The organism is Runella defluvii (assembly GCF_014195535.1).
In the GTDB taxonomy this organism is placed as follows: Bacteria; Bacteroidota; Bacteroidia; order Cytophagales; family Spirosomataceae; genus Runella; species Runella defluvii.
On sequence record NZ_JACIBY010000001.1, the window covers coordinates 536,701 to 553,144 of the forward strand.

Sequence of the window (16,444 nt, forward strand, 5' to 3'; positions counted from 1 at the left end):
ATTCTTGAAAATAGAGGATTCTATGTTAAAAAAAACGCGTGTTTAATGATTAGCGTGGACCGCGTGAACCCGAACTTGACGAACCGCTTGAGCCACTGCTCGACGATGATGAGCTTCCACTAGATGAGCTACCGCTACTCCAGCTACTAGAGCTGCTACTACGAGACGCTCCGCTGTCGTTCCAGCTGCTCTGACGACTGCTGTTGCTGTTGTTCCAGCTATTATTGTTTGAATAATTGTTGGAATTGCTGTTGTACGATGAGCGTTGGCTACTGCCACTGCTGCTCGCTTCACCATAGCTACGGGTGGCACCACCACGTGTACCTGACGAATAAGAATTTGTACCAGTGTTTCCTGACGAATACGAACCACTGCTAGTGCGTCCACCTGCGTTAGAACTATAGCCATCGTATGAGCGATTCGAGCCTCCGCGTGGGCGAGAATAGTAGGAATCGCTTGACGACGATGAGTTGCTGTTGTAGCTTCCAGTGCGGTCTGTCGGGTCATATCCCTGACGGCGGCCTTGGTTAGTGTAGCGTGCGCTGTTGTTGCTATTGTTGTTGTAAGCGTTAGAGGAACGATCAACGCGGTTGTAGTAATCAGTACCTGGGCGACGACGAACATCTACAATTTGGATATTGTTGGTTGGGCCGTTGTACCAAGCATTGTTATTCCAGTAGCTACCCCCACCATAGAATGAGTTTCCGTATCCATAATAAGGTGAGTAACCCCAAGGAGAATATCCCCAAGGTGAGTTGAATGAGTTCCAGCCGTACGAATTTCCCCAAGGTGAATAGAATGGATCATTCCAAGCATAGGCCGAGCCAAAACTGTTCCAGCCATAAGGGCTATAAAAACTATTATATCCCCAATTGCCAAGACCATAGCCTAATCCAAACATCATGGGTGAATTCCATCTATTCCAGGTATTGAACCCACTACGCCAAGGCGTATTCCAGTAATTGCCCCAATTGAGATTGTTGTAGGCAGAGCTATAGCCATCCGAAAAACCTGCATTGTAGCCTGCATTAGGGCCAAGGTTACGGGCAATGCCGCGTGAGCTCAAGTAAGATTCGTCATAGTAATCCTCTTGGCTGTTGTTATTGTTAGTAGAACCCTGGCCTGCATAATAGTCAGGATTGAGGTTACGATTGTCAGCGGCTTGTTCGGTTGAGCGACTGGCCATTGCTACGGCTGCGCTCGACGAATTTCCGTATAAATCATCGTATTCGGCATCATCTTGGGTGGCATATTGTTTGGAGCTGCAACTCCACAATCCCATCAGGCCAAGCGCCGATAAAAGGGTGAGTGAACGAAGGGTTTTCATGGTGTTCAAAATGTTTTATGTTCAGTTAGAAATCAGTCCCTGCTACCTATAAAACGTTATTTTGATGGATTCTGATTCAGTTTCGTCACAAATTTAGGATAAAAAAGTATCTTTGCAAGGATTTTTTATAAAAAAACTAATGGGTTATTATTAGTAAAATAATTGAAAATCAAAGAATTATAAATGTCAACTTCACACTCAATACCACAAAATACTGATAATTAGCATTTAAAGCGGTATAAGTGTGTAAAATACGTTTAAGCCTTTGACTATCAGGGTATAAAAATTAAAAAATTTTAAATTGGTAGAAGGCGCATTCGACAATCAAAAATAAGAAAAAGTCAACTAAGTGACTGTAAAGTTCAAGAGTAAACCTGTAACAAATACTAACGATGGCAAACGCGATTCCGAGCCGTGGCGATAATTATTCTGAGTGGTACAACGAATTAGTTAAAAGAGCAGATTTGGCCGAAAATTCGGCGGTAAGAGGGTGTATGGTGATAAAACCGTACGGTTTTTCTATTTGGGAAAAAATGCAGCGCGCCCTCGATGATATGTTCAAAGAAACGGGGCATACCAATGCGTATTTTCCGCTTTTTATTCCCAAATCATATTTGAGTAAAGAAGCAAGCCACGTGGAGGGTTTTGCCAAAGAGTGTGCGGTCGTAACGCACTATCGCCTCAAAAATGCCCCAGATGGGAGTGGGGTAATTGTGGATCCAGATGCCAAACTAGAAGAAGAGCTAATCGTGCGCCCAACGTCGGAAACGGTGATTTGGAGTACGTATAAAAACTGGATTCAGTCGTACCGCGATTTGCCATTGTTGATTAATCAATGGGCCAACGTCGTGCGTTGGGAAATGCGTACGCGCTTGTTTTTACGCACAGCCGAATTCCTTTGGCAAGAAGGCCACACGGCGCACGCTACAGCCGACGAAGCCATGGCCGAAACCCGCCAGATGTTGGAGGTATATGCCCGCTTTGCCGAAGAATGGATGGCGATGCCCGTAATAAAAGGTTACAAAACAGAAAATGAGCGCTTTGCTGGTGCTGAAGAAACATTGTGTATCGAAGCCATGATGCAAGATGGAAAAGCCCTGCAAGCAGGAACATCTCACTTTTTAGGACAAAATTTTGCCAAAGCATTTGATGTGAAATTCCAAAGCAAAGGCGGTGGCTTAGAATACGTGTGGGGTACTTCTTGGGGCGTGAGTACACGTTTGATGGGTGCGCTTGTGATGGCACATTCGGACGACTCAGGCTTGGTTTTGCCTCCAAAATTAGCACCAATTCAAGTGGTTATTGTGCCTATTTACCGTAACGAAGAGCAATTAGGCCAAATTTCTGAAAAAGTAAAAGAAATTATGAAGGGCTTAAAGCGCATTGGAATCAGTGTGAAGTTTGACGATTCGGATGCGAACAAACCTGGTTGGAAATTTGCTGAATATGAACTCCGTGGTGTGCCTGTTCGGTTGGCCATGGGTGCGCGCGATTTGGAAAATGGCACGGTTGAAATTGCGCGTCGTGATACGAAAGAGAAAACGACGGTTTCGCTTGAAGGAATTGTGGGGTACATTGAGCAATTGTTGGAAGATATTCAGAAAAATATCTACCAAAAAGCCTTGGCATTCCGCGAAACAAATACCCACAAAGTGGATACGTATGAGGAGTTCAAACAAGTTCTTGACGAAAAGGGAGGATTTGTGTTGGCTCACTGGGATGGTACGTCGGAAACCGAAGACCGTATTAAAGACGAAACGAAAGCCACCATTCGTTGTATTCCATACAATGCACCAGAAGAAGAAGGAACATGTATCCTGACGGGCAAACCTTCAACGCGGCGGGTATTGTTTGCACGGGCTTATTAAGAACCATTTAATTCAAAAATAACTAACATGAGTGTAGCAAAAGCAGGTGATACCGTACAGGTACACTACAAAGGGACGTTGACCGACGGTACGTTGTTCGACTCGTCAGAAGGTCGCGAACCTCTGCAATTTCAATTAGGCTCGGGCATGGTGATTCCTGGGTTTGATAACGGGATTCAAGGAATGACCATTGGAGATAAAAAAACAGTGCATATTCCAGTAGAAGAGGCGTACGGGCCAGCACAAGAAGAGCTCATTTTGCCTTTTGAACGTTCTGAACTTCCCGCCGATATTCCGTTTGAGGTAGGTATGCAATTAAACATGCACCAAGACGGAAATCCACAGCCGATTCCTGTGACGGTGGTGCAAGTAAACGAGACCCAAATTATCGTGGACGCAAATCACCCACTGGCTGGGCAGGATTTAGTGTTTGAAATTGAATTGGTAGGAGTCAACTAAGTTGATGAACGCCAAAAAGGAAGTCCCACCGAGGTTTGTAATCTTGGTGGGACTTCGCTTTTTGGTACATTGCTTATTTCTTTGGGGCGTATTTGTCGTTGATTTTTTGGTAAAGTTGTGAGGGAACTTTCGTCTGAACGTCGGGGAGTTCTGGACGCGGACGAACCCAATCTAAGTAGCCTTTACTCCAAGCGTAGGCCAATCCTAAAATAAGTATTCCGACAAACAAAGACATTTCTACCAGCGAAAACCAGCCCCACAGCCCATCGGTTTGACGAATGAGGTTTGCTTGCCCAAAAACCACTGCCCATGGAAAAAGGAAAATGAGTTCCACTTCAAAAAGAAGAAAAACGATGGCAATCACGTAAAAACGGACGTTAAACTGCACATTGGCATTTCCGAGTGGGTCTTCCCCCGATTCGTAAGTAGTAAGCTTTTCCTCATTGGGGCGATGAGGGCGTATTACTTTGGCAAGCGTGAGCATCACCGCAATAAGCGCAATCGCCGCAAAAATGAATAAAAGAATTACCCCAAATTCTGAGACCATAAGAATGTTAGTTGACTATGCCCTTCCCGAAAGTTTAAAACTTTCGGGAAGGTATTGAAGATTATTTTACAAAAGGTATTGGATATTATTTTACAAAAAGCATTTCGCGGTATTTGACAAGTGGCCAGTCTTCATCGTCGATGAGCAATTCGAGCTTATCAACTTCGTAGCGAATTTTTTCAAAATAGTCCTTCACTTCAGAACCGTACAACACGGCGCGCTCCACGAGGTCTTCGGTATTATTTGCCTTTTTGCGGGCTTCGGTCATTGCATCCACCGATTGTTTGATGGTCAACACCCGTTGAGATACTTCCTTAATCAATTCCTTTAGGGGCTGAGCTTCTTCCGTTAAATCAAGTTCTACCAGTGCTTTGGCAGTTTGAGCTAATTGAAACTGATACTTTACTGTCGTTGAAACCACATGGTTGAGGGCCAAATCACCAATTACCCTTGACTCAATCTGGACTTTTTTGATATAGTTTTCGAGCTCAATTTCGTAGCGTGCGTGTACTTCGCGTTCGGTTAAGACACCCATTTTTTCGAGCACTGCAATCGCCGATGGTTCGATGTATTTTTCAAGCGCAACGGGGGTAGAGGCAATATTCGTGAGTCCACGTTCGGCCGCCTCCTGAATCCAATCCTCAGAATACCCGTTTCCTTGAAACAAAATACGCTTGGAATGGCGGTAGTAGTTTTTCAGAATGTCCACAATCGCCAATTCTTTTTTCTCCCCAGCTTCGAGGCGCACTTCGAGTTCTTTGCGGAACTCTTGGAGTTGGTTTGCCACAATTGTATTAAGGATAATCATTGGAGAGGCGCTGTTGGCGCTTCCACCTACGGCGCGGTACTCAAACTTATTTCCTGTAAAAGCAAACGGCGATGTACGGTTGCGGTCGGTATTGTCGCGCATGAGGGGAGGAGTGCGCGTAATTCCCAGTTTATAAAATACGTTGTCTCCTTTTTCAAGCTGAATTTCCCCACGGTTTTCAAGCGTTTCGAGCAAGCGAATTAGCTCATCGCCTAAGAAAACGGAGACAATGGCAGGAGGGGCTTCGTTGGCACCCAAGCGGTATTCGTTGCCAGCGGAAGCAATCGAGGCCCGCAACAAATCAGCGTGGTCGTGAACGGCCTTTACGGTGTTCATCATAAACGTCAAGAAACGAAGCGTTTCTTTGGGTTTGCTACTAGGCGCCAACAAGTTCACGCCTGTATCAGTCATCATCGACCAGTTGTTGTGTTTTCCACTACCATTGATACCCGCAAACGGTTTTTCGTGGAAAAGAACTTTAAAATTATGCTTTTCGGCTACTTTGTGCATCAAGTCCATCAACAGCGCGTTGTGGTCGATGGCCAAGTTGAGTTCTTCAAACGTAGGCGCACATTCAAACTGCCCTGGAGCAACCTCATTGTGACGTGTACGCACAGGAATCCCCAATTTCCAAGCTTCGTACTCAAAATCAACCATAAACGCATTTACGCGGGGCGGAATAGAGCCGAAGTAGTGGTCTTCCAATTGTTGACCTTTGGCAGGAGAGTGGCCAAAAACGGTTCTTCCCGACATCATGAGGTCAGGACGAGCGTAGTAAAGGGCTTTATCAACCAAAAAATATTCTTGTTCCGCGCCGAGGGTTGCCGTTACTTTTTCCACATTGCGGTCGAAGTAATACATCACAGCCGTGGCGGCTTTGTCGAGCACATGAAGGGCACGTAAAATGGGCGTTTTGTAATCCAATGCCTCACCTGTATAAGAAATGAAGACCGACGGAATACAGAGCGTTTTACCCCCTGCGCCATTGTCCATCAAAAAAGCGGGAGAACTAGGGTCCCAACCCGTATAGCCCCGAGCCTCAAATGTTGCCCGTAAGCCCCCGCTCGGAAAAGAAGAGGCGTCGGGCTCTTGCTGCACCAATGCACTTCCTTTAAACTTTTCAATGGCTTTTCCTTGAGCTGTGACGTCAAAAAACGCGTCGTGTTTTTCGGCAGTTCCGCCCGTTAAAGGTTGAAACCAGTGGGTATAATGCGTCGCGCCTTTGGAAGTTGCCCACGATTTCATGGCTGCGGCTACTTCATCGGCAATTTCACGGTCAATTCGAGAACCCGACTTAATGGCATTAGAAACTTTGTAATAGGCTTCGGGCGTGAGCAACGACTTCATAACGTCGTCGCTGAAAGTATATGAACCGTAATAATCGGCTACTTTATCGCTTGGGGGTGTTACACTGATTGTTGCGCGGTTATGGGCCGTTTCAAGGGCCTTGAATCTCATATTTGCCATAAATGAAGTATCGGGTAATTAGAATGAAAATCAACTGTTTTTGGAATAGGCACCAAACATATATTTTTTTTGTTTGATTGACAAAGTTATGGGTTTCCATTGAAGGATTTGACGAATATATGGATTGTTTGTCGCCCAAACGAGTATTATCACTAATTTTGCACCATGAAAAAAGTTGCATTTTATACATTGGGGTGTAAGCTCAATTATTCCGAAACTTCCAGTATATCAAGGATGTTTGAGCAAAAAGGGTATCAAAAGGTAGCCTTTAACGAACAGCCCGATATCTTCATCATCAATACTTGTTCGGTTACAGACAATGCCGACAAAAAATGCCGTAAAATCGTCAGAGAAGCGCAAGGGATAAATCCCAACGGTTACGTAGCTATCATTGGCTGCTATGCGCAATTAAAACCGCAAGAAATTTCTGAAATTCCAGGTGTGGACGCCGTACTTGGGGCCGCCGAAAAGTTTCGGTTGATAGATTTATTGGATGGATTTGTCAAAGCGCCCGTTGCGCAGCCCGGGCGTGTGATGGCATCACCGATTGAAGAGGCCGTTGACTACCACGTTTCGTATTCTCTCAATGACCGTACGCGCACTTTTTTGAAGGTGCAAGACGGCTGTGACTATCCGTGTGCGTATTGTACCATTCCGCTGGCAAGGGGCAAAAGCCGCTCTGATACAGTAGAAAATGTGGTAAAAGCGGCACACGAAATTGCAGCACGGGGGGTAAAAGAAATTGTGCTTACGGGTGTAAATATTGGTGATTTTGGCCTTCATGACGGCAAGCGTACCGAAACATTTTTTGAACTTGTACAAGCACTAGACGAAGTAGAGGGAATTGAGCGTTTTCGTATTTCTTCGATTGAACCCAATTTGTTGACGGACGAAATTATCGCGTTTGTGGCTCAATCAAAGCGTTTTGTACCTCATTTCCATATTCCACTTCAATCAGGTTCAAACAAAGTATTGGGCTTGATGCGCCGTCGTTACCGTCGTGAGTTGTACGTAGATAGAGTGACGAAAATCAAGGAATTGATGCCAGACTGCTGTATTGGCGTGGATGTCATCGTAGGGCACCCTGGCGAGACAAAAGAAGAGTTTTTGGAAACGTATAACTTCTTGAATGAGCTTCCGATTTCGTACTTACACGTATTTACCTACTCCGAACGCCCCAATACGTTGGCGGTTGATATCAAGCCAGTTGTGCCGCAGTCGCAGCGGGCAGAGCGGTCAAAAATGCTCCATATTTTGTCAGATAAAAAACGTAGGGCGTTTTATGAAGGCCAATTAGGCACCGAGCGGACGGTGCTGTTTGAGGACGAAGTGGTGGATGGTAATATGCAAGGCTTTACCGAAAACTACGTGCGTGTGACGGCCAAATACGACCCGCTACTCATCAATGAGGTAAAACGTTTGCAACTGATTGAGATTAACGCAGAGGGCCAAGTAGAGGTGCGTGAAGTAGAAACAGAAGTTTTTCACCACTAATAGAGTAAGTAAGGACAAAAAGCGTTCTTTTAGGGATAGTATTGGAGAGAGAATAATAAAAAAAAGAATATCTTGTTTGATTTGAAAACCATTTCATTAACTTAGTGTTTGATAAGGGTAATCCTACTTACCAACCAAAACCACACCTTACCACTGACTTACCCGCTATCAAACACTAAAATATAGGCTTAATACGCATTAATCGAAAGAAGCACAAGTGTACAGGCTTCTTGGGCTTCGATTCCGTTTTGTGTCAACAAAGCGACAAACTCATCATTTTCTGTGCCAGGGTTAAAAATAACTCGTTTTGGATGTAATGACACAATGTAATCGTACCATTCGGGTTGATTGCGTGGCCCAACGTATAAGCTAACTGTATCAATATCGTCAAAGGCTGGTTTGTCAGTATGTATCTGTTGACCCGCAACAACGCCCTCTTTGAGACCTACCAACTCAATGGGATGGCCGTGATTGCTAATACGATGTGCCGCAAGAAATGCGTAGCGTTCTGGGTTGGTAGAAGCCCCAAGGATGAGCGTTTTTTTCATTTTAAGACTTGATTGATAGTAATTTTAAAACAATAAAAAGCACAAGTTAGTTGTACTGACAATGCACAAATGTATTGAAAAAGTACGATTGCTGGGATTGAAAAAATCAACAACACAAGAACCATGGCTGATAATAAAATAGCAAACTACTGGAACGAGAAGTGGGTACGAATTGAGTTTGAAGGAGTTGAAAATCCGCCCCATTATAGAGTGTCTAACTATGGCCGCTTGGCGAGCTTTCAGGGAGAAGATAATCAAGGGAAAGTAATCAAAGGGTCTGTGATTCAGGGGTATCGCTCTTTAAATATTCGCATTACAGGGGGCAAAACCATCAACAGATATGTGCATAAATTAGTGGCTGATTTGTTTGTAAAAAAAGAAAGTGAAAACGCTAAGTATGTTATTCACTTAGATTTTGATAAACAAAATAACCGTGCCGAAAACCTAAAATGGGTGACCAAGGACGAAATGGTGGAGCACAACCGCAACAACCCAGCGGTAATCAATCGACAGATTCCGATACGTACCCGTAATTACAAGCTTACCGAACCCAAAGTAAGGATGATTAAGAAGATGCTGAAAAGCGATAAAAACCGCTTAAAAATGATTGCAAAGCAATTTGGCATTACGCACACTCAGCTCAATCGTATTCGGTCGGGAGAAAACTGGAAGAACGTGAAAATTGATGATGAATAAAAAAAGAGGGATTATTACCCTCCAATGGTTGACATAGATTCCGAAACCACACCCACTTTACGTCTAGCTTCGGCTTCAAAGCCATCTTTTGCCCTGTTTTGTAATGCTTCGTAAATGTACGTTTGGAGGGTCTCGTCGTTGAGCCCCTGCCGAATCAAGTCACGAATGTTAAAAACTCCATCGTCGTATAGACACGTCCTAAACTGACCTTGCGGGGTTAGGCGAAGCCGATTACACGTACCACAAAACGTGCGACTGAAGGCCGCAATGATGCCAATCGTACCTTGGTGCCCAGGAATTTGATAATTGTAAGACGTGGAGGCAGGAGGGTCGGGGAGTTTATAAATGCCAGGATAGGCTTTTTTTAGCTCGTCCAAAATTCGACGATAATTCCAAAATTCTTGGTATTCGTGCGCACCGTCGCCATTGAAAGGCATTTCTTCAATAAAACGTACACTGACGGGGGAGTGGCGTGTGAGCTCGGCCATTGGGATAATGTCGTCCGTATTTTTTCCTGACATGACCACCGTGTTTATTTTGGTCGAAATGTTGTGGGCTTGCAGGGCTTCAAACGTTTGCCACACGTTCGGAAATTCATCGCGACGCGTAATGTCAAAAAAGCGTTGACGGTCGAGACTATCTAAACTGAGGTTGACCGATTTAATTCCAATTCTTTTTAAATCAGGCACTAACGGCGCAGTGAGCACTCCGTTGGTCGTGATATTGATTTGCTGTAAACCTTCGATTTGACTGAGTTCTTCCAAAAACTCCATAATTCCTCGCCGTACAAAAGGCTCTCCCCCCGTAATCCGAACTTTGTCCACCCCCATGCGTACCAAAATGCGAATAACACGCTCCATTTCTTCCCACGTCAGAAGATGCGGTTTGGGCACATATTTGATGCCTTCCTCGGGCATACAATAAAAACAACGCAAGTTACAGCGGTCGGTTACTGCCAGCCGTAAGTAGTTGATGGGGCGCCCGTGGTTGTCAATTACTTGGTTCAAAGACGTACTTGGTTAAAGGAGAAAAATCAGCAGCGTTATTGCCCAAAGTAAATAACGGAAAGCAGAATAAACAAGTTCTAGGCTGCCAGAAACTAAAAAACACACAAAAAAATTATTTTATAATTTTAATTCTCTACTTTTGTATTGGCAGTACGCCAATCATTCATTTTTTTAATTTATTTTGTAATGGAAACTGGAACAGTAAAGTTCTTCAACGAATCAAAAGGATTTGGCTTCATCGTTAGCGGTGGACAAGAAATTTTCGTACACGTATCTGGCTTGGTTGACAAAATCACCGAAGGAGATACTGTAACGTTTGATAAAGTCCAAGGGAAAAAAGGCATCAACGCCACCAACGTTAAGCTTGCTTAATTGCAACACTCCACTGATATATTGAAAATCCGATTCTAATTGGTCATAACAATGTGTCAAATCAAAGGGCAAACGGGGTTCTCCGCTTGCCCTTCTTTGTTTTTGCCCAAATCTTATAGGTTTACTTCCCATCATCCTACTCAAACGTATAAGGTTTTTATTATTTATTCCGTACTTTTGCGGACTTTTTGAGGAATTTAAGAAATAATATTCTATGCTTAGAACGCACACTTGCGGTGAACTCCGCATTTCGGATGTAAATAAAGAAGTTACCCTAAGCGGTTGGGTTCAGCGTATCCGCGATAAAGGAGGTATGATATGGATTGATTTGCGTGACCGCTACGGCATTACGCAGTTGATGGTGGAAGAAGGAAAAACAGCCGCTGACATCATTGCCAAAGTTCGTGAGCTTGGCCGCGAATTCGTTATTCAGGTCTCTGGTACAGTCTCTGAACGCTTTGCCAAAAACGATAAAATCCCAACGGGAGATATTGAATTGAAATTGAGTAGTTTGGAGGTGTTGAACCCTGCTAAATTACCGCCTTTTTTGATTGAAGACGAAACCGACGGTGGTGACGAACTTCGTATGAAGTACCGTTACTTAGATTTGCGTCGTAATACGGTGCGCAAAAACCTCGAATTGCGTCACAAAGTAGCGCAACAAACGCGCATTTTTATGGATGCGCAAAACTTCATTGAGGTAGAAACACCTGTGTTGATTAAATCAACCCCTGAAGGGGCACGCGATTTTGTGGTGCCAAGCCGCATGAACCCAGGGGAGTTTTATGCCTTGCCACAATCACCGCAAACCTTTAAACAATTGTTGATGGTATCGGGCTTCGACCGTTACTTCCAGATTGTAAAGTGTTTCCGTGACGAAGACCTTCGTGCCGACCGTCAGCCTGAATTTACGCAAATCGACTGCGAAATGTCGTTTGTGACGCAGGAAGACGTATTGCAAATGTTTGAGGGATTGATTCGTCACTTATTTAAAGCTGTCAAAGGAATTGACCTTCCCGAAGTACCTCGCATGACCTACGCAACGGCCATGAAAAAGTACGGTTCAGACAAACCCGACGTGCGTTTTGGCATGGAGTTCGTGGAGTTGAAGGGCGATATCGATTTGATTTCGGGTAAAAACTTTGCGGTTTTTGATGCGGCTGAATTGGTCGTAGGGATTTGTGCCAAAGGTTGTGCCGACTACACCCGCAAGCAAATCGACGAGTTGACAGAATGGGTAAAACGTCCTCAAATCGGTGCCAAAGGGCTAGTGTACGCGCGTTACAACGCTGACGGAACCATCAAGTCGTCGGTAGATAAATTTTACAGTGAAGAAGACCTCAAAAAATGGGCCGAGGCGTTTGGTGCCGAACCTGGCGACTTGTTCTTGATTTTGGCGGGTGAAGCCAATAAAACCCGTAAGCAACTCAACGAACTTCGTTTAGAAATGGGTAGCCGTTTGGGCTTGCGCAATCCTGACGAGTACAAAGTGCTTTGGGTCGTTGATTTCCCATTGTTGGAGTACGGCGAAGAGGAACAACGTTGGTTTGCGATGCACCATCCGTTTACTAGCCCCAAACCCGAAGACATTCCGTTGTTGTCAACCGATTTAGGCGCGGTTCGTGCCAATGCCTACGACATGGTTATCAACGGAACAGAAGTAGGTGGAGGCTCCGTGCGGATTTTCCAACGTCCGTTACAGATGCAAATGTTTGAAATCTTGGGCTTTACGCCTGAGGAAGCCAAAGCACAATTTGGATTCTTGATGGATGCGTTTGAGTTTGGAGCACCGCCTCACGCGGGTATCGCCTTTGGCTTCGACCGTTTGTGTTCAATCTTTGGAGGGGCAGATTCGATTCGCGACTTTATTGCGTTCCCGAAAAACAACTCTGGCCGCGACGTGATGATTGATTCTCCATCGACGATTGACCAAAAACAACTAGACGAATTAAAAATCGCTACAAAATAAGTCAGACGGTAGTCAGACTGTAGCTATAGTAAGAGCATCGGTCTGATTATCATCTGACCTAGTCGCTAGTCAGACTGTATCTAAGTCAGACGGTAGTCAGACTTTAGCTATAGTAAGAGCATCGGTCTGACTGTCGTCTGACCTAGTCGAAACTCCTCGCTGAATCTACTCAGCGAGGAGTTTTTGTTTTAGAAACCCGCTTATTTGTACAGCGAAACAATAGGAGGGCTAAACGACCCACTTACTTGCAAGGTATCGGGCAAAGCCTTGTATCTGGTAGTATTTATGACCCAAGACAAGGGGGGAGGACTACTAGTCGCTCAGAAGATAACTGACAAATTCTTTACTAAACAGGCATGTTTCAAGATTCAACAGAACTACGTCTGTTTTGACTGTTTCCCCATATTCGTTTTCAACATCAACAGGAATTATATACTTTGTAATAGACACGTCGGGTTTGTATTCGGAGTTTTCTGAGTCATCAAACCATCTGTTAAATAGCTTACTTCTTTTTTGCTGCCTTCCATCGCTATAGTCGCAAACATAAATGATGCTTGAGTGAATATTATTATCTATATATTCTTTCAATATGGCTAGGATGGTATATTTTATCCTTACATCTCGTGTAGGAACTTCTGATGTATGATTGGCTGATATGGTATCGAAACCAAATTCTTTAATGTATCCACGGTAATTTGGGTTGCCACCTAGGTATTTCTCGCCTCCAACAAAATAAACGCCATAGACTAGCCCCGAATCAGTCGTGAATTCGAATATAGTAGCAAATTGACTCGAAGTGTGGGTGTAACTGTAGTGTCTAACTGAGCTTGATGCCTTTTGCATTTAATTCTTCGCTGGTTATTTCGCCGCGAAAATGGGCAAAAATAGCCTTTTTATTATCTAACATTTTTGAGGCCATGTTAGACTGTTTGCTGCCCTTCTTGAAGGTATTGTTTTTGGGAGTGTCTATTGTTTTCATGTCCTTGCAGTATTTGGCATGTATGGTACAAATGTAATACATAAATTAGAGAATAAAAGTTTTACAGGGCTAGGGCCAAAATGTTAGTTTTTGTTTTGAAAGTTAAAAAGTCAATTCTACGTCTTAAATTGCGCCATTCGTCCCATTTTTGGGGAGTAAAACAATAAATTTTGCCAACTTCGAGTTTTTAAGTATCAATTTGTGATTAACAATACGCATTTAACAGCCCAAACCATCCAATATGAGCTTCTTTGAACGTGTCAAAGCCTATTTTAGTCGCGATAACTTTCAAAAAGACCCTGAATTGGTGTCTTTTGATGAATTGGAGCCACCCAAGGTCGCTGCTCCAATGCCTGCGCCCGTAACGGCGACTATGCCTACGTTGCCCACTATGGGTTCTATCACGCCTGCGGTGGTTGCGGCTCCGTCACAACCTTTGTTTGCGGAAGAGCCTCAGTCGGAGACGAAATCGTGGGTGATGACGCCCCCTAGCCAAAAAATCGAGTGGCCAAATTGGCTAGAAGATGAAACCCTGCTGCGTGATGAAGGAGTGATTTTTGGTTTGTCTGAGTCAAAAGCGGAGGAAAAGGTGGCCATTATCCGTAATTATTTTGTCCACCAAACGGCCGATTGGGAACGGGAAGTGGAGCGTCACGGGGAGAAAATTCAAGAACTGAACCTGTTTATTGAGCAAAAGGAAAATCGTATCACCGAGCTCAAGGAAAAATGTTCTGATATGGAAAGCCGCAACCACGACGGAGAGCACCAATTGCCTCGTACAATTGTGGGTTTGGCCTTTTCGGCGGCGATGTGCGTGGGGAATTATTTTCTGATTGACGATACCCTCCGCCCGTTGTATCCCAACAGTCAATGGATTGCAGTTGGGGTGTTTTTAGCGGGGATGTTCAACCTGTTTGGACGGGTGTCGTTGTTTCATGATACGGAAAGCAACGTATCGTGGCGGCGAATGCTTGAAGAGGTGGGGATGCCGTTTGCTGCTGCCTTGTTTGTGTTTGTGCAAGCTATTCAAAGTCAAGGTGTTTGGCGGGCAGGTGCGTTGTTTGTCTTTGTGTTTTTCTTGTTTTTGTTTGCGGGAAAATTGTTGTTAAGCAACATCACCGTATTGCGAAATGACTTGAAAATATGGTTGACAGGGACAAATTTGAAGAAAGAAAAATCAACCAAAACGGAAACTTGGGACGGCGAAGTAGCGCGACTAACGGCCGAAATCGACGCATTACGGGTGCAGAAATGGCAGATTTTGCCCAATCTCAACAAAGCTGAGGCCGAAGTGGCTCGTTTGAACGCCCGCCGCGATGCACTTATCAAATTGTTTGAAAGTGAGTTTTACTTGGCACGTCAACTTCGCGACCGCCTAACGGATAAGCAATGGCGTGAGTTTGAAAAAGGATTTGAGTAGGTGCTTTTTATTTAGCCAAAAACAACCATGGAAGAGAACCAACAACATACCGAAAAACCTGATTTTTTGCACGGCTACAATAGCGGTGTTGAAGGATCGGAAAACCGAAATCCGTACGAAAGCTATTTGTCAAGCGAAATACATTACAATTGGCTGGTGCAACGAGTTAATGACCGTCGCAATGAAGTGCAGCGGGTTGAAAATCAGATAGAAGAGACGACGATAAAACGCAAGGTGGCGTACGACCATTTGCAAGAATTTGTCCAGCGTTTTACCAAATCGAGCAAACGTTTGGCCGATTTAGTCATGCAACGTGACCAAATTGACGAAGAAACCGAGGCGCTTCGCAACCGCCGTAAACAAACGCAGTCGGAGTACTCGCTGTTGGCGGGCTTGTTTTTCTTTGCGGCAGGTTTGGCTTTTGTGTTCGGCGATTTGATTATCTCGCACGAAATTGTGGCCTATGCCCTCAACATCCGTAACAACTACGAAGCTTGGGCGTTTGCCATTGGTTTGGCCATGATTTCTATTTTGCTCAAACCCGCCTACGACCGCCTCATTGAAAAACCCTACACCGATCAACATACGCAGCAAGCACGCTCGCGTTATGCGTGGTTTAAGGTGGGTTTGGCAGGATTTGCGATTGTGACATTGGGGATTTTGGGCTGGTTTCGTTACGAGGCGTACCGTACCGACAAACTCAAAGAAGCCATCAATAAGTCGGTGAAAAACTTGCAGTTAAACGCTACTCCGCTCGACCCAACGGCGTCAATTTCGCCCGCGCAGCAGCAAGCCTTGTTACAAAAAATTGAACAACAATTGCTACGTTCCGACGAGCTGAATTTAGGGTTGGTCAACAGCCCGTGGGCCTTGGCATCGTTTGTTTTGAGTGGAATTTTGTTTGCCTTAGCGGGTGCTGTTTCGTTGGGAATGGCCTTGCCCGTTTTGCAAAACTTCTGGTACCGCTGGTTACAAATCGACCCGCGTTTGGGGCGCTTGCGTCGTCGCCGTAAAAAATTGGTGAAAGAAATTGAAGGCGCCGAAAAAGAAGTGGCTGAAGATACGACTCAGAAGGATATTTTGGCGCACGAGCTAGAAATACTCCCTAATTTGGACGACTTACGTGCCGAACGCCTCAAACTCCGCAATGAGCTTGACGAACTGATTGAAACTACGCGTTTGGCCCAAACCGATAGCCGAATTGCGTCTTTCAACGATGGTTACGCAAAAGGTGAAATTGCGCGCGAATTGATGAACGAAGAAGAGTTTACGCAGTTTAGAAACTCGGTGATGAATACACATAATTTGGCTTTAAAAGCAGCCACTGCCGCCGACCGCAGCATTAATTATCTCACCACAGGTTCGGGCAAAAAAGGCAATTCCCTTCGCCCACACCAAATGATTCGGAAAATGATTACCGATGAATTTCGAGGAGAAGGAGAATAAGGCACAAGTGTCGAGTGGGAGAGTGACGAGTGTCGAA

At 44.6% G+C, this 16,444-nt stretch carries 15 protein-coding genes; 8 read left to right on the top strand and 7 right to left on the bottom strand.

The window, feature by feature from the left end; translation table 11 throughout:
* Positions 1-49: 49 nt before the first annotated feature.
* Positions 50-1,327, bottom strand: coding sequence for a hypothetical protein (locus tag FHS57_RS02180; RefSeq protein ID WP_183971211.1), 1,278 nt, complete (start codon positions 1,325-1,327; stop codon positions 50-52).
* Positions 1,328-1,719: 392 nt separating this feature from the next.
* On the opposite strand from FHS57_RS02180, the gene proS reads away from it, so the two are divergent.
* Both proS and FHS57_RS02190 read left to right on the top strand, forming a co-directional pair.
* A complete protein-coding gene (gene proS, locus FHS57_RS02185) occupies positions 1,720-3,195 on the top strand; it encodes a proline--tRNA ligase (RefSeq protein ID WP_183971212.1) in 1,476 nt (491 codons plus the stop codon).
* Positions 3,196-3,222: 27 nt separating this feature from the next.
* Complete coding sequence (locus FHS57_RS02190; RefSeq protein WP_183971213.1) at positions 3,223-3,654, top strand: FKBP-type peptidyl-prolyl cis-trans isomerase; 432 nt, start codon at positions 3,223-3,225, stop codon at positions 3,652-3,654.
* Between the two features lie 73 nt (positions 3,655-3,727).
* Here FHS57_RS02190 and FHS57_RS02195 read toward each other — a convergent pair whose 3' ends face one another.
* A complete protein-coding gene (locus FHS57_RS02195) occupies positions 3,728-4,201 on the bottom strand; it encodes an NADH-quinone oxidoreductase subunit A (RefSeq protein ID WP_183971214.1) in 474 nt (157 codons plus the stop codon).
* 85 nt (positions 4,202-4,286) lie between these two features.
* On the bottom strand, positions 4,287-6,476 hold the full coding sequence (locus FHS57_RS02200; protein ID WP_183971215.1) for a glutamine synthetase III family protein: 2,190 nt from the start codon (positions 6,474-6,476) through the stop codon (positions 4,287-4,289).
* 165 nt (positions 6,477-6,641) lie between these two features.
* Between FHS57_RS02200 and mtaB the strand changes: the two genes are divergently transcribed.
* Positions 6,642-7,970 (top strand): tRNA (N(6)-L-threonylcarbamoyladenosine(37)-C(2))-methylthiotransferase MtaB, encoded by a 1,329-nt coding sequence (gene mtaB, locus FHS57_RS02205; protein WP_183971216.1) that lies wholly within the window; start codon positions 6,642-6,644, stop codon positions 7,968-7,970.
* Between the two features lie 188 nt (positions 7,971-8,158).
* Here the strand turns inward: mtaB and FHS57_RS02210 are convergent, their stop codons facing one another.
* Positions 8,159-8,518 carry a CoA-binding protein gene (locus tag FHS57_RS02210; RefSeq protein WP_183971217.1) on the bottom strand — a complete coding sequence of 120 codons (360 nt, stop codon included), beginning with the start codon at positions 8,516-8,518 and terminating at the stop codon, positions 8,159-8,161.
* A gap of 123 nt (positions 8,519-8,641) precedes the next feature.
* Between FHS57_RS02210 and FHS57_RS02215 the strand changes: the two genes are divergently transcribed.
* Entirely contained in the window at positions 8,642-9,214 is a 573-nt protein-coding gene (locus FHS57_RS02215) for an HNH endonuclease (RefSeq protein WP_183971218.1), read from the top strand.
* A gap of 14 nt (positions 9,215-9,228) precedes the next feature.
* Here the strand turns inward: FHS57_RS02215 and moaA are convergent, their stop codons facing one another.
* Entirely contained in the window at positions 9,229-10,221 is a 993-nt protein-coding gene (moaA, locus tag FHS57_RS02220; RefSeq protein WP_183971219.1) for a GTP 3',8-cyclase MoaA, read from the bottom strand.
* Between the two features lie 186 nt (positions 10,222-10,407).
* Here moaA and FHS57_RS02225 point away from each other — a divergent pair, with 186 nt between their 5' ends.
* Positions 10,408-10,593 (top strand): cold-shock protein, encoded by a 186-nt coding sequence (locus tag FHS57_RS02225; protein WP_028521824.1) that lies wholly within the window; start codon positions 10,408-10,410, stop codon positions 10,591-10,593.
* A 214-nt stretch (positions 10,594-10,807) separates the two neighbouring features.
* Positions 10,808-12,562 (top strand): aspartate--tRNA ligase, encoded by a 1,755-nt coding sequence (gene aspS / locus FHS57_RS02230; RefSeq protein ID WP_183971220.1) that lies wholly within the window; start codon positions 10,808-10,810, stop codon positions 12,560-12,562.
* Positions 12,563-12,874: 312 nt separating this feature from the next.
* Here aspS and FHS57_RS02235 read toward each other — a convergent pair whose 3' ends face one another.
* Entirely contained in the window at positions 12,875-13,405 is a 531-nt protein-coding gene (locus tag FHS57_RS02235) for a DUF6169 family protein (RefSeq protein ID WP_183971221.1), read from the bottom strand.
* On the bottom strand, positions 13,380-13,541 hold the full coding sequence (locus tag FHS57_RS02240; protein ID WP_183971222.1) for a hypothetical protein: 162 nt from the start codon (positions 13,539-13,541) through the stop codon (positions 13,380-13,382). Before FHS57_RS02240 ends, FHS57_RS02235 begins: the two co-directional genes overlap by 26 nt.
* A 241-nt stretch (positions 13,542-13,782) precedes the next feature.
* Between FHS57_RS02240 and FHS57_RS02245 the strand changes: the two genes are divergently transcribed.
* Complete coding sequence (locus FHS57_RS02245) at positions 13,783-14,961, top strand: hypothetical protein (RefSeq protein WP_183971223.1); 1,179 nt, start codon at positions 13,783-13,785, stop codon at positions 14,959-14,961.
* A 27-nt stretch (positions 14,962-14,988) separates the two neighbouring features.
* Entirely contained in the window at positions 14,989-16,407 is a 1,419-nt protein-coding gene (locus tag FHS57_RS02250; protein WP_183971224.1) for a hypothetical protein, read from the top strand.
* The last annotated feature ends 37 nt before the right edge of the window (positions 16,408-16,444 follow it).

Excerpts from the sequence above, each read along its gene's own strand:
- proS (WP_183971212.1), top strand. The coding sequence starts at position 1,720 with ATGGCAAACGCGATTCCGAGCCGTGGCGATAATTATTCTGAGTGGTAC.
- FHS57_RS02200 (WP_183971215.1), bottom strand. The coding sequence starts at position 6,476 with ATGGCAAATATGAGATTCAAGGCCCTTGAAACGGCCCATAACCGCGCA.
- aspS (WP_183971220.1), top strand. The coding sequence starts at position 10,808 with ATGCTTAGAACGCACACTTGCGGTGAACTCCGCATTTCGGATGTAAAT.
- mtaB (WP_183971216.1), top strand. The coding sequence starts at position 6,642 with ATGAAAAAAGTTGCATTTTATACATTGGGGTGTAAGCTCAATTATTCC.
- FHS57_RS02215 (WP_183971218.1), top strand. The coding sequence starts at position 8,642 with ATGGCTGATAATAAAATAGCAAACTACTGGAACGAGAAGTGGGTACGA.
- FHS57_RS02240 (WP_183971222.1), bottom strand. The coding sequence starts at position 13,541 with ATGAAAACAATAGACACTCCCAAAAACAATACCTTCAAGAAGGGCAGC.
- FHS57_RS02245 (WP_183971223.1), top strand. The coding sequence starts at position 13,783 with ATGAGCTTCTTTGAACGTGTCAAAGCCTATTTTAGTCGCGATAACTTT.
- FHS57_RS02190 (WP_183971213.1), top strand. The coding sequence starts at position 3,223 with ATGAGTGTAGCAAAAGCAGGTGATACCGTACAGGTACACTACAAAGGG.
- FHS57_RS02250 (WP_183971224.1), top strand. The coding sequence starts at position 14,989 with ATGGAAGAGAACCAACAACATACCGAAAAACCTGATTTTTTGCACGGC.
- FHS57_RS02210 (WP_183971217.1), bottom strand. The coding sequence starts at position 8,518 with ATGAAAAAAACGCTCATCCTTGGGGCTTCTACCAACCCAGAACGCTAC.
- FHS57_RS02225 (WP_028521824.1), top strand. The coding sequence starts at position 10,408 with ATGGAAACTGGAACAGTAAAGTTCTTCAACGAATCAAAAGGATTTGGC.
- FHS57_RS02180 (WP_183971211.1), bottom strand. The coding sequence starts at position 1,327 with ATGAAAACCCTTCGTTCACTCACCCTTTTATCGGCGCTTGGCCTGATG.
- FHS57_RS02195 (WP_183971214.1), bottom strand. The coding sequence starts at position 4,201 with ATGGTCTCAGAATTTGGGGTAATTCTTTTATTCATTTTTGCGGCGATT.
- FHS57_RS02235 (WP_183971221.1), bottom strand. The coding sequence starts at position 13,405 with ATGCAAAAGGCATCAAGCTCAGTTAGACACTACAGTTACACCCACACT.